Source organism: Jiangella endophytica, assembly GCF_003427025.1.
GTDB classification, from domain to species: Bacteria; Actinomycetota; Actinomycetes; order Jiangellales; family Jiangellaceae; genus Jiangella; species Jiangella endophytica.
The window spans coordinates 15,108-27,489 of the sequence record NZ_QVAI01000031.1 but is presented as its reverse complement, the minus strand read 5'-3'; the positions used below and the strand labels follow the sequence as shown (position 1 = coordinate 27,489).

Annotated in this window: 12 protein-coding genes; 8 read left to right on the top strand and 4 right to left on the bottom strand. The window is 69.3% G+C overall.

The genetic code is table 11. The features are described 5' to 3' along the window. Nucleotides 1-26 precede the first annotated feature (26 nt). On the top strand, nucleotides 27-584 hold the full coding sequence (locus tag DZA62_RS33535; RefSeq protein WP_157988075.1) for a hypothetical protein: 558 nt from the start codon (nucleotides 27-29) through the stop codon (nucleotides 582-584). After that, nucleotides 581-865, top strand: coding sequence for a hypothetical protein (locus DZA62_RS33530; RefSeq protein ID WP_116953326.1), 285 nt, complete (start codon nucleotides 581-583; stop codon nucleotides 863-865). The genes DZA62_RS33535 and DZA62_RS33530 overlap by 4 nt, the downstream gene beginning before the upstream one ends. Nucleotides 866-876: 11 nt before the next feature. Here DZA62_RS33530 and DZA62_RS33525 read toward each other — a convergent pair whose 3' ends face one another. Further along, a complete protein-coding gene (locus DZA62_RS33525) occupies nucleotides 877-1,866 on the bottom strand; it encodes an ArdC-like ssDNA-binding domain-containing protein (protein WP_232827675.1) in 990 nt (329 codons plus the stop codon). A 465-nt stretch (nucleotides 1,867-2,331) separates the two neighbouring features. Between DZA62_RS33525 and DZA62_RS33520 the strand changes: the two genes are divergently transcribed. Next, nucleotides 2,332-3,810, top strand: coding sequence for a ParB/RepB/Spo0J family partition protein (locus DZA62_RS33520; RefSeq protein ID WP_116953324.1), 1,479 nt, complete (start codon nucleotides 2,332-2,334; stop codon nucleotides 3,808-3,810). Nucleotides 3,811-3,895: 85 nt separating this feature from the next. Here DZA62_RS33520 and DZA62_RS33515 read toward each other — a convergent pair whose 3' ends face one another. Then, on the bottom strand, nucleotides 3,896-4,306 hold the full coding sequence (locus DZA62_RS33515; RefSeq protein WP_157988074.1) for a hypothetical protein: 411 nt from the start codon (nucleotides 4,304-4,306) through the stop codon (nucleotides 3,896-3,898). Between the two features lie 313 nt (nucleotides 4,307-4,619). On the opposite strand from DZA62_RS33515, the gene DZA62_RS36115 reads away from it, so the two are divergent. The 4 genes from DZA62_RS36115 (at nucleotide 4,620) to DZA62_RS33500 (ending at nucleotide 9,800) form a co-directional block, all read left to right on the top strand. Beyond that, nucleotides 4,620-5,006: a hypothetical protein gene (locus tag DZA62_RS36115; RefSeq protein ID WP_157988073.1), complete on the top strand. Its 387-nt coding sequence runs from the start codon at nucleotides 4,620-4,622 to the stop codon at nucleotides 5,004-5,006. Then, entirely contained in the window at nucleotides 4,954-8,472 is a 3,519-nt protein-coding gene (gene mobF / locus DZA62_RS33510) for a MobF family relaxase (RefSeq protein ID WP_116953352.1), read from the top strand. The genes DZA62_RS36115 and mobF overlap by 53 nt, the downstream gene beginning before the upstream one ends. Before the next feature lie 115 nt (nucleotides 8,473-8,587). Continuing rightward, complete coding sequence (locus tag DZA62_RS33505; RefSeq protein WP_198664486.1) at nucleotides 8,588-9,220, top strand: DNA/RNA non-specific endonuclease; 633 nt, start codon at nucleotides 8,588-8,590, stop codon at nucleotides 9,218-9,220. 121 nt (nucleotides 9,221-9,341) lie between these two features. After that, nucleotides 9,342-9,800 carry a hypothetical protein gene (locus DZA62_RS33500; RefSeq protein ID WP_116953321.1) on the top strand — a complete coding sequence of 153 codons (459 nt, stop codon included), beginning with the start codon at nucleotides 9,342-9,344 and terminating at the stop codon, nucleotides 9,798-9,800. A gap of 7 nt (nucleotides 9,801-9,807) precedes the next feature. On the opposite strand, the gene DZA62_RS33495 is transcribed toward DZA62_RS33500, so the two are convergent. Beyond that, nucleotides 9,808-10,596: a hypothetical protein gene (locus DZA62_RS33495; RefSeq protein WP_116953320.1), complete on the bottom strand. Its 789-nt coding sequence runs from the start codon at nucleotides 10,594-10,596 to the stop codon at nucleotides 9,808-9,810. Nucleotides 10,597-10,874: 278 nt separating this feature from the next. Between DZA62_RS33495 and DZA62_RS33490 the strand changes: the two genes are divergently transcribed. Next, nucleotides 10,875-11,498 carry a hypothetical protein gene (locus DZA62_RS33490; RefSeq protein ID WP_198664485.1) on the top strand — a complete coding sequence of 208 codons (624 nt, stop codon included), beginning with the start codon at nucleotides 10,875-10,877 and terminating at the stop codon, nucleotides 11,496-11,498. A 174-nt stretch (nucleotides 11,499-11,672) separates the two neighbouring features. On the opposite strand, the gene DZA62_RS33485 is transcribed toward DZA62_RS33490, so the two are convergent. Beyond that, a complete protein-coding gene (locus tag DZA62_RS33485; protein WP_116953318.1) occupies nucleotides 11,673-12,119 on the bottom strand; it encodes a hypothetical protein in 447 nt (148 codons plus the stop codon). Nucleotides 12,120-12,382 lie beyond the last annotated feature (263 nt).

Here is a 12,382-nt window from a genome sequence, read left to right as displayed (position 1 = left end):
TCCGCACGAAGCAACGGAGGAGATCCGTGGTCAGCACACATCGAGAAGAAGAGCGTCGCGACATCATCGTGCGCCAGCCGTTCATCAGTGACGACGTCGGCGAGATCATCGCCTGGCGCGACGGCGAGGGTCCGACCATCGCCATCCACCTCGAACCCGAGGACTCCGGCCAGCGGGCGGACGTCTCCCTCACCCCGAGCGAGGCCCGCGCACTGGCCCGGCAGCTGACGGAGATCGCCGACACTGCGCAGCGGGCCGGCTGGACCCCGGCGCTACTCGCCGACGCCCGGGAGCGGTACCTGCCTGGACTGTCCGACGAGCAGATCATCGAACGGCTCGACGCGCTCACCGAACGGCTCGGCGGGCTCGTGCTCGGCTTTCGCGGCAACATCGACTGGCGGGCCGGGCGCATCCTCGTCGCCGAGACCGGCAACCAGCTGCTCGACCGAGCCGCCGGCGCCGTCGACGCCGCCGAACAACACCTGTCCAGTTACCAGCAGGCCGTCGACCAGCTCAGCAGCGTCAAGAGCGAGCTCGACCACGTTCGCCACTTCTTCACCCACGAGAGCGAGCTGCCCCGATGACCGCCACCACGTCCAACCAGGAATGCGCCCTCAAGTGGTGCAACGAGGCCGGCGAGCACCGCACGCACCGGCAGTACGTCACGTCGGTGGTGGCCGGTCGTGGCCGGTGGATGCTGGGCGTGAACCTCGTCGAGTCCGAGACCGGGCGACGTCAGATCGAACTGACGGCCGTTCCCCGGCACGGTCCGTCGGTGGTGCTGGACCTCCAGCCGGACGAGGCCGAAGCCATCGGGGACTCGCTCGTCGAGGCCGCGACGCGGCAGGCGCATGCCTCCGCCTAGGAGCTGAGAGGTCAGCGCGCAGCGGGCGGCGTGCGGGACTGCGCGCCGCCGGGCTCGGGGACGCCGGTGGGCTGATGGACGCCGCCCGCCGGCGTTTCGTTGTTCTGCGGCGTGGCCGAGGAGCCAGGGGAGCCGAGCCCGGGCGGCAGGCCGTCACCGGTCGGCGGATCGGGGAGCTGGTCGAGGATCGCGAGCGCGGTTCTCCGGACACGCTCGCCGGTCGCGCGGACGACCTGCAGGGGTTCAGCGTCGGCGACCGTATCGGACCAGGTGGAGACGTACGGCACGGAGTACTCGGCGGTGTCGAGGCCGTAACTGGCGCCGATCATCATCGCCACCGACTCGGCCTCGACTTCGGCGATGCCGCGGTGTGCGACATTGCTCGTTCCATCCGGGCTGGCATGCAGGACGACATGGGCCAGTTCGTGCGCCAGCGTCTTGACGGCGGTCGCCTCGTCGAGATCGGCCCGAACCTGAACCGTCCTGTTCCGGATGTCCGTGCGGCCGTTGACGCCGTCGATGGCTGCGGCGTCCACCCGGCTGGGGGCGTAGCCGGCCGTCTCGACCTGAGCAGCGAGCCCATCCCAGAGCCCCTCCGGCGCCTGCCCGGACAGCAGCCGCGGCGCCGGCTGCTCCGGGATCGGTTCGCCGGAGGTCTGACTGACGTCCCAGACGTAGGCAGGCTTGACGCCGACGACCTTGGTCCGGACGACCTCACCAGGTCGGGCCTTCTCGCCGAAGTCGAGCGGGCGCCAGGAGTCCGCATCGAGGGGGTTGGTGGTGGCGAAGCGGCGGGTCACGGGCGCGAGGATCGCGTACCCCGACTGTCCGCCGTTGACAGACCTGCCGAGATGCTGCCACTGCCTGAAGCCCGCGACGAAGGTTGGTATCGGCTCAGGGACCCGGCCTTCGAGGTACGCCTGCATGTGCTGGACGTAGATCAGCAGGGTGTTGCCGAACGACCGCGACCGGAACTTCGCGGCGAACTGGATCGCGCGCATCCAGTCCTCACCGGTGACCAGGCCCTCGACCGCGCCCTCGAGCTTGGCGCTGTACTCGGCCAGGCGTGCTTCGCGCGCTGCCGCCCGCTCCTTGCTTGTTGCCATGTCGCCGTCTCCCAGGTGTCGAGCGGGCGATCCCTGTCGACGGAGAGGTGGGCGAGCAGGTCCGGAACCCCTGGCAGCGGATCAACCTGAGCCACGGCCCCAGGGCTGAAGCGCCCGGCGTTGAGGGGCCTGGAGTGCCTTTCGGCTGTGAGATTGTGCGGGTCATTCCCTTCTGCGCAAGGCCTCCGCAGCACATTTCCGCCCGAGTGAACCTGCCCCCGTGAGCAGCGGAAATATCCTGCTCCGGTCTTGCCCATTCATCCCTGACCCGCTGACCGGCAGCTGCCGAAAGGCAAGTGGGGTCCGAACACAGGACAAGCACCAGGTGCGTCCCGGACCTCGCGCGAAGGGAGACCGGCGATGTCCATCGTCACCCATGCTGCCGAGACCACCGAAGCCGTCGAGCCCCAGAGCGGCCAGCCGATCGTGCCCGCCCTCGTGATGCTCGATCCTCATGAGGTCGAGCCGGAGGAGAACATCCGCTGGAACGTCGATCTGGACAAGGCGTTCGTCGCCAGCGTCCGCCAGCACGGCGTGCTCGTGCCCGTGCTGGCTCGGACCGGCAGCGACGGCAAGATCCTCATTCGCGACGGACGACGCCGTCTCATGGCGGCCCGCGAGACCGAGCACAAACTGCCCGCCTTCGTCGTCGACGTCAGCGACGAGAAGACCGCGCGGATCATCGAGCAGTACGTCACCAACTTCCACCGGCGTGCCCTGTCCACGGCCGAGGAGGCTGTCGCTTGGCAGCAGCTCGCCCTTGAAGGCATGAGCGCGGCCACGATCGCCCGTAGGACCGGGACGAAGCGCGCGACTGTCGAGGCCGGACTCACAGTTGCCAGGCATGAGGCGGCCAGCCAGGCCGTGGCCGACTACGACATCACACTGGAGCAGGCGGCCGTCTTGATCCGGTTGGAGGAGGACCCGGAGGCGGTCGAGCAACTGCGCAAGGTCGCCAAGTCCGATCCTGCCCGGTTCGACCACAGGGCACAGGAGCTTCTGGACGCGAGGGAGAGGAAGGATGAGCTCGCGAGGCTGCGCGCCGATTACGAGGCCAAGGGCGTCACCGTCGTCGACTGGCCTTCCTGGAACGACACGAATGTGGCGTTCCTCGACCGGCTCAGGACTGCCGACGGCGAACGGGTGACCGAGGAGACTCACGCGGGCACGCCTGGTTACGCGGTCGCGGTCGGTGAGAGCTGGCGTGGAGTCAGCGCCGAGCCTGTCATCGTGGCGTGGAGCGAGCACGGGCTGCGCCACGTCGATGCTCAAGGGAAGACTGCTCGCGGCCCGATGACCGAGGAAGAGAAGGAAGGCCGCCGCGTCGTAGTCGCCAACAATCGGGCCTGGGCGTCAGCCGAGAAGGTCCGGCGCGCCTGGATCCGCAAGCTGCTGGGCCGTAAGAAGCTGCCGACGGACGCAGTGGCGTTCTCGGTCAGCGTGCTGGTGGAGGAATCCTTCGCCATCGAGCGTGCGGTCAGCAAGGGCCATCCGATGGCGGGGGCTCTGCTCGGTGCCGAGGTAGGAACAGCCAGTGAATACCTGGCGCGGATGGTTGCGGAGTCGCGCAGCAAGACCGTGCACGTCCTTCTGGCCGTTGCGCTTGGGGCACTCGAATCCTCGATCGAGCGGTCGACCTGGCGGAATCCCTCCGGCAGGTCTCGCCGCTACCTGATGCAACTGGCGGCGTGGGGCTACACCCTCTCCGACGTCGAGCAGCTCGCGATCGCCGAGACGGAGCCTGTTGGCCAGGACGATCGCGTCGTCGAGGCACCAATAGCTGAGCCCACGACGACCGTCGACGCGACCTCAGCCGTGATCGGCGAACCAGTGGAGTAGCCGTCACGCTCAAGGCGTGGGCCCAGGACCCGGACGGCGGGTGCTGGGCCCATCGCTGTGCGCATGGCTTCCTGGCCCGCAACCGTCAGATCCGGCGGCGGCATTTCGTGCACTGCGGCTGGACGGTCCCCGGTTCCTTCCGAGCGGTGGCACGAAGCGGCCTTCCGTCGACTGACAGGACGAGCTTCACCGTGCGGCTCGAACTGCATGCCGCCGGGCCGCGACCATCCGCCGTCACAGGGCCGGGTGGCAACGCGTGACGCCGGCCGGCGGCGTCTTCCGCGAGCAGCGGCCGGTCGATGCGAGTGACCAGATCGACGGAGCCGGCTTGCCTGGACACGACCCGGACGTCGGCGAGCCGCTTCACCAAGGTGCCGCCGAAGAACCCGTCTTTGGCGAGGTGGTCGGACATCGCCCCGGCCAGCACGTCTGATCCCGAGTCGTCCGGGAACTCCAGGACTGCACACCGCTCGAGCGGACACTTCAATCGGATCACAAGTTGAGAATAGAACACATGTTCGATAATCGGAACGTGTTAGCCCATCCCACGGTCGGCTTGGAGTACTACACACGTCTTGCATTTGCCCGACGGGGCCTGGCGGCCCCGGGTGAGGCCGGCCGCCGGCGCGGCCGCGTCGCCGCAGTGTCGCTTTGCTGTCGCGTGCTGCGACAGAGCCGTCGCGGTAGGCTAGGGGCCTCTTCCAGGTCGGTGTACTTCTACGTTGCAGGACGCTCCTTCGGGGCGACGGAACCGGCCATCCGCATGATCCATGGGTGCCGTGTGCGCCTGCGACGTCGGAGGCTGCAACGTGAATCTTCTCGTCCATCTCGGTACCGCTGTCTACACCTGGTCGCAGGCGTTCCCGATCAACCGTCTCGTGCGACGACTCCGCCGTCGGCCCACTCTCCGGTCCGGCGGTGTGGCTGCGGTTCTGGCCGCTACCTTCTTCGCCGTCGGCGTCGTGTGTGTCCTGGTCGTGGAGTCGGGCGGGCCTGGCTGGCTGAACCTCGTCGTCCTGCTGACGTGCTGGAACGGCCTCAAGCTCGGCGCCAACGCGATCCTGGCGATCACCCGGAGCCTCGGCCGAGCAAGCGCTGATCGTCGCTACGCACCTGTGGTCGGTGACGGTGTCGATGCGCGTGATGAGCGCGGGCGCGGGGTATCGCTACCTGCTGACGTCGGTAGCGGCCGGTGACGGCGACCGGTCGCTGTCGACTCCGCTGACCCGGTACTACCAGGAGAAGGGCACCCCGCCCGGCTACTGGATCGGGACCGGGGTGAGCGGCCTGGGCGACGGTTCGCTGACGCCTGGCGACGTCGTGACGGAGCAGCAGTTGCGCCGCCTGCTGGGTAGGGGTCACGACCCGCTGACGAACGAGCCGCTGGGTCGGGCGTACTTCCAGTTCAAGCCACTCGCCGAACGCATCGCCATCCGGACGGCCGCCCTGGCTCCTGGGCTCTCACCCGAACAGCGCGACAAGCGCATCAAGGAGCTCACGGCAGAGGAGAAGGCGCGCTCGAGCCCGCGGACGGTGGCCGGCTATGACTACACGTTCTCGGTGCCGAAGTCGGTCTCGGTGCTCTGGGCGCTCGCCGATGTCGGGACCCAGGCACTGATCGTGCAGGCGCACCACGCCGCCGTCGCCGATGTGATCGAGCTGCTGGAGCGTGACGTCGCGATGACACGCACAGGTACCGATGGCGTCGCGCAGGTCGAGACCCGCGGCGTCGTTGCGACGGGGTTCGACCACTACGACTCCAGAGCCTCGGACCCGCAGCTGCACACGCACGTCGTCATCGCCAATCGTGTGCAGGGCCGCGACGGTGTGTGGCGCACCTTGGACGGCCGGCCGATGCATGCGGCGGTCGTTGCCCTGTCCGAGCACTACAACGCCGTCCTGGCCGACACGCTCACCCGCGACCTCGGCATCGAGTGGGAGCGCCGCGATCGTGGACGGGACCGCAACCCGGCCTGGGAGATCGCCGGCGTGGGCGACGACCTGGTGCAGGAGTTCTCCTCGCGGGCCGCGGACATCGAGGTGGAGAAGGACCGGCTCATCGCCGAGTACGTCAAGTCGCACGGCCGGCGCCCTTCACCACGGACGGTGTTGCGGCTGCGACAGCAGGCGACACTGGCGACGCGCCCTGACAAGGAGGTGCGATCGCTCGCCGAGCTGACCGAGCTGTGGCGCACCCGTGCGGAGCCGCTCCTCGACGCCGCTCCGGTGGCCTGGGCAGTGGACCTCCTCGCCGCGGGGAACGGGCGCGCCGTCCTGCGCGTCGACGACCTCCCTCGGGACGTGGCGGAGCAACTGGCGGCCGTCGTCGTCGAGCGGGTGGGGGACCGGCGGCCGACCTGGCGGCGGTGGAACCTCCACGCCGAGGCCTCCCGGCAGCTGATGCACCTGCGATTCGCGACGACAAGCGACCGGGAGGCCGTCATCGGGTTGGTCGTCGACACCGCCGAGCAGGCGTCACTGCGTCTGACGCCGCCGGAGCTGGCGTCGACGCCGGAGGCGTTCCAACGCGCCGATGGGTCGAGCGTGTTCCGGCCCAAGCACGGCGCGGTGTACTCCTCGGCGGCCGTGTTCGATGCCGAGGATCGGCTCTTGGGGCTGGCCGACGCCCGTACTGCGCCGACCGTCGATCTGGAGGTGGTCGCTCGTGCCGTCGGTCACCACGACGGTGGGGTCGTGCTTGCCGCGGACCAGGTGCTCGCGGTGGAGAAGATCGCCACCTCCGCACGCGTCGTCGACGTGCTGGTCGGGCCGGCCGGCACGGGAAAGACGACGACGCTCAGCGGGCTGCGCCGAGCCTGGGAGGCACAGACAAGCGCCGGCCGCGTCGTCGGTCTCGCGCCGTCAGCCACGGCGGCCGAGGTCCTCGCCGCTGATCTCGGTGTCGAGACCGAGACGACGGCGAAGTGGCTGCACGAGCACCGGCATGGACGGTGGGATCTGCGTCCGGGCCAGCTCGTCGTTCTCGACGAGGCGTCGCTGGCCGGGACGTTCGCGCTCGACGCCATCGCCACGCACGTGGCCGAGGCCGGCGCGAAGCTGGTGCTGGTGGGGGACTGGGCTCAGCTCGATGCCGTCGACACCAGTGGGGCGTTCGGGCTACTGGCGCGTTCACGCGACGACGCGCCGCGGCTCACCGACGCGCGCCGGTTCGTCCACCGGTGGGAGAAGTCGGCGTCGCTCAGCCTCCGGCTGGGTCGGTCCAGCGTCGTCGCCGTCTACGAGAAGCACGGGCGGGTAGCCGGCGGCGATCACGACGAGATGCTCGAGGCCGCCTACCGGGCCTGGCAGGCCGACCAGGACGCCGGGCGCATCACGTCGCTCATCACCGAGGACAGCGAGACCGTCGCGGCGCTCAACGCGCGCGCTCGCAACGACCGCGTCCTCGCCGGCCTCGTCGCCGATACCGGCACCACGCTGGCCGACGGCAACCGCGCCGGCCAAGGCGACATCGTCATCACCCGCCGCAACGAGCGCAGGCTCAGCACCGGCCGAGGCTGGGTGAAGAACGGCGACCGCTGGGTCGTCACTGCCTGCCACCTCGACGGCGCCGTCTCGCTGCGCCGTGCTGGCAGTACCTGGCACGGGACCGTCACGCTCCCAGCCTGGTACGTCGCCGAGCACCTCGACCTCGGCTACGCGATCACCACCCACCGCGCCGAAGGCAGCACCGTCGACACCGCTCACGTCATCGTCGGCTCCAGCTCCATGACCAGAGAGGCGCTCTACGTCGCGATGACACGCGGCCGGCACAGCAACATCGCCTACGTCGCAACCGACCGCATCCATCTGGAAGACCACCAGAAGGCAGGCATCGAGGAGCCGACGGCGGGAGACATCCTGCGCGCCGTCCTGAAACACAGCGGCAGCGAGCTCTCCGCGCACGAGACCCTCACCGCCGAACAGGACCACTGGAGCAGCCTCGCCCAACTCGCCGCGGAGTACGAGACCATCGCCGAGCACGCCCAGAGCGACCACGTCGCCACCATGCTTTCCGACGCCGGGCTCGATGAGGACCAGCTAGAGGCGGTCGTCAGCAGCGAGGCGTTCGGGTCGCTCGTGAGCACGCTGCGCCGGGCGTGGGCAGCAGGCTTCAACCCGGCCGTGGTGACACGGCAAGCGGTGCTCTCCGGGCGCCTGGACGAGGTCGACGACCTCACGACGATCCTGCGGTATCGCGTGCGACGGCTCACCGAGGCCAGTCGTGCCCCACGGGTCATGCCCGGACGGCAGCGCCTCATCGTCGGCCTCATCCCGCGGGTTGCCGGCCTGATCGCCGACGACGTCGCCGCTGCTCTTGCCGAGCTGGACGGACTCATCGAGCACCGGGCGGACGCCCTTGCCGCGGCCGCGCTCTCCGACGATCAGGAGTGGGTGCGTCGATGCGGCCGCCGCCCGCACGAGCCGGCCGCGGATCGAGCCTGGACCGACTGCGTTCGCGTGATCGCCGCCTACCGCGACCTCCGTGGCATCACCGACGATCACCCCACTGGCCCGAGGCCCACCGACGACCGCGAACTCATCGACTTCCACCGCGCGGAGCGCGCCTTCCGCGAGGCGCGCGCATTGCCGAGCGCACCGGATCGTGCTGCCGGTGTCGATCTCCATACGCCCGGCACCGACGCGGCGCCGCGCTCGACATGAGATCCTGATGCGACCGAGCAGGGGCGGTGGTCGTGTGAGTGATCGACCTATCCGGGACGGCGCGGACGGGCTGCGGCAGGTGCGCGACGAAGCCGTACCTCGCGAGGTCGACAGCGTGATCGACATCCTGACCGGCGACGCGGAGAACCTACGCCGCCTGGTCGAGCGCGCCACCCGACGAACACTCGCCCAGGACGCGGCAACCAAGCTCGATCCGGTCGTGCGCGACATGCTCACCGACGTCCGCAAACTCGGCGACGAGCTCGGCTCGGTCCTGTCGGGGGCGATCGACGAGCTGGAACAGGTGATCCGCCGGGCCGACGGCGAGGCGGCGCCGGCCTCGACGATTACCCCTTCCGCGGAGCTTCCGCCCCAGCGGCTACCCGTCATCCACATGTCGAGCACCAGCCGGGCCGATGCTGCGATCCGGCGGAACCCGCCGCCCAACCACGTCATCGTCGTCGACGACCAAGCGGTCGTGTACACCACGGACGAACAACGCCGGGTGGTCATCACCGAGGCGACACTGACGGGCTCGGCACCCGGGAAGCGGAACAAGTACGCGCAGCGGACGCTGACGGGGAAGCTCGAAGGCGACGATGCCGGCCATCTGATCGCCAGGATGCTCGGCGGCATCGGCGACAAGCTCAACCTCGTCCCGATGAGCCAGACGTTGAACCGGGAAGAGTTCGCGGCCTGGAACGCCGCTGGGACCGCGCCGTCCGCCGCGGCAAGTCCGTCGACCTGAAGCTCAAGTTGGCCTTCGAGGAGGATTCTCGGCGGCCGGTCTGGATCAGCGTCTATTACAAGATCGAGGGCGAGAAGAGCCGTAAGGTGACGCTCTACAACGACCCGCCGGAGGAGACATCGTGAGCATCCCCGATCAGCCGCTGGAGAAGGCGGTTGGAGAAGCCATGATCGCTGCGGAGGAGGTGCCGAGCGGGTGGAAGGCACTGACGCTTGACGTCACGGCCGCCGGCGACCTGATCGAGAGCGGCTTCCAGGCGGCGATGCCCGACGGCAGCACTGAGGACGTCGAAGCCCCGGACGACGCCAACCACGCCGTCCGGGCACTGCGCAAGGCCATGTACACGCCGGGCTTGGGCACGTGGTGGAATGCCACGTTCACCGTCGATGCCGGCAGCACAGTGGTCAGGGCCACCTACGACTATGACAACCCGCCGTTGGGGGGCATGGTCGACGACGACGATCCCGACGCCGGAGGCGACGCCGACGAGGCGCTGATGCTCAAGGACCACCGGCTGTTCCCCCGTGACGCGGACCATCTGCCGGTCTGGCACCCGGCCCGCGCTGGCACGTCCTCCTGAGCCCAGCTCAGAGGACGATGCCCGGATCTGGGCGATCCACGCCGTTCGGTGACTGCTCCATCGGCATGAACCGGGCGCGCCGTGGGGGAGGGTCCTGGCGGGCGGCAGGGAACGCGGCCGACGCCAGCCCGTTGTCGGAGAACGGTGACGTGCCGACGACCACGACCAGTTCGGAGGCGTCCTGCGTGTTCCGGGCCGGGTAGACGCCGGGCTCGAGGCGCAGGTGGGCCTCGGCGGCTCGCCCCTCGTAGCGCGGCGGCGTACCGAGCGGGTCGCGGGGATGGGGGATCACGACCTCTGGATCGGCGAGTTCGGCGACATCGTGGGCGACTGCGATGTCTGCGGCGTGACCGATATCGGCGGCGAGAATGTCGGGTGCTCGGCGCATGACCTCTCGCGCGACCTCGACCGCCAGGAGGTCGGCCTCGAGCCCGCTGACGTCGTTCGCCGATTCGCGGTCTGCGGTCGCGACGGAGCCCGTCACGGCCACCGTCGTCCGCAACTCCTCGACGTTGCGGTGCGCGATGTCGATCAACCAGTCGGGGTAGTCGCCGATCATGCCGAGGCTTGGCCCTTGTCCCTCGGCGACCTTGGCCAGTGACCAGGCGATCGCCTGCAGGGCGTCCGCGCTCGTCACGTCCGTGTTCGGCGGGCCGTACATGGGGCCGGACGCAGACGAACCCGAGGTGTCGCCATCGATGGACTCTGCCGTCCACCGGAACCGGGTGCGGGCACCGCTCACCGACAACCTCTCCTCTCCGTCGTAGCGCACCCACAGGTGCAGATCGCCCGTCACGGCATGCGATTCTCGTGCACCGACCAAGCCCATCGATACTCCTTCGACGCTGTCGTCCTTGCCACCACAGGTGGGTCGGCGCGGCCAGCACCGGTGCTTCGTCGGTCGGGAGGCGTAGGTTGAGCCGGTGAACGTGGCCGAGCTCCGAGCGCTGTTCGATGCCGAGGGCGTCGATCCGGACTGCTACTGCCTGGACGGCGGGCTTCCGAACGAGGCCTGCGACCAGCTCAGGGCCATGGTCCTGCGCGAGCGACGACCCGGCGCCGTCGCTGAGAGCCATGCTGGCTGCCACGATGCTCGATGCAGTGCAGCCGACGGCCGCGACTGCCCGTGCGATCCAAGCCCAGGGTGTCGCCGGTGAGCATGTGTCCTGGCCTTCGGGGAGGATCGGCGGTATGGGGGAGCTGTTCTCTGGCGAGGTGTTGGTGCACTACGGCTTCGCGCATCTGCTGACCAACGGCGCCGAGGAGCCGGGCATGCCCGATGCGGCTCGGCGAGGGCAGAGGAACGGCCTGGCCGGGGCGGCGGTCGCGCATCAGGTGTACCTCGTCACCGGGCTGCACACCGGGTCGGTGGTCTTCACTGTCGCGTGGTTACCCGCCGAGCCGCCGCTGGACGACGAGTGGGACGAGGTCGTCGAGGTCTCGCTCGACGTCGCCGAGACGATGGCGGCGATCAGGAGCTTCGACGACTGGCACCCGCTGACGCTGCCTGCCACCGGGCCGCACCGGGTCCGCTACAGCGCCGCGGGTTTCGAGGCTGGGCGGCAGGTCGACACCGCGCGCCCCGGCCCGGATCGGTATCTTCTGCAGCTCTGGCCGGCGCCCCCGGCACCCGACCGGATCGTCCGCCAGACCAGCGCGAACGCCGCGTACTGGCACGACGTCGCCTGGAAGAACTGACCGGACTTCCTCACTAACATGCCCGCAGGTCGGCGGCGTGTCGGCTCGTCATTCGCCGTGACGCCACTGGACGCATCCATGACCCAGCCACTCGCGCCACGCTTCCGCTGATCGAGGTCGCCGCGGGCGGGACGATCATCGCGCCACTGGCCCGGCTTTGGCGCGACGGGATAACTACCGCGCCGGCGAGAGTCGGATGAGCCAGCGTTCTAGGCCGGTAGCGCCGTAGGTGTGAGTCTGCCTGGAGCGTTCTCGCCCGGTCACCCAGGCCTCGACGCGGTAGCGGATCGGTTCGATGGGAATCCGAGGGGGTCCGATGATGGGGACGCTGATGTCGTTGGTGATGGCAAGCGATTGCTGCTCGAACTCGGTGGCGTCGAGCTCGTCGGCGCCGTACTCAGTCGACGTCCAGCCGTCCGGGGGCTCCGGGGTGGAGTCCCAGATCTCGATGCGCACGTCGGCGGCGTGGTCGGATGCTCCACTGGTGAACAGGCATATACCGGTGCCGCACACCAGCACGTCGGTCGTCGAAACGTTGTAGATGTCGATGTCGCCGTCGCCCATGAGACCGAAGCTGCGGTAGGTCGTCATCACCTGGTGTTCGACCGCGGTGACGAGCATCGTCGACTATCCCCTTGGTGTTGGCGGGCATGGCTCGGTGTGGTCCAGCCCGTCGCTGCGCCGGACCACACCGAGCCTAGAGGTTGCGGCTCAGGATGGGCGCGTCGTTGTCTCAGCGACGCGCTCGGCAGGGGCCATGACGGTGCCGCCTTGTGGTTGGATGCGCGCTTCGGTCCAGCGTTCGACGATCCCGGCAAGGTAGTTGGCTTCGGAGTCTGCGGTCGCGCACAACTGGGGCAGGGTCGCTCCGGGGGCGAGGGGAC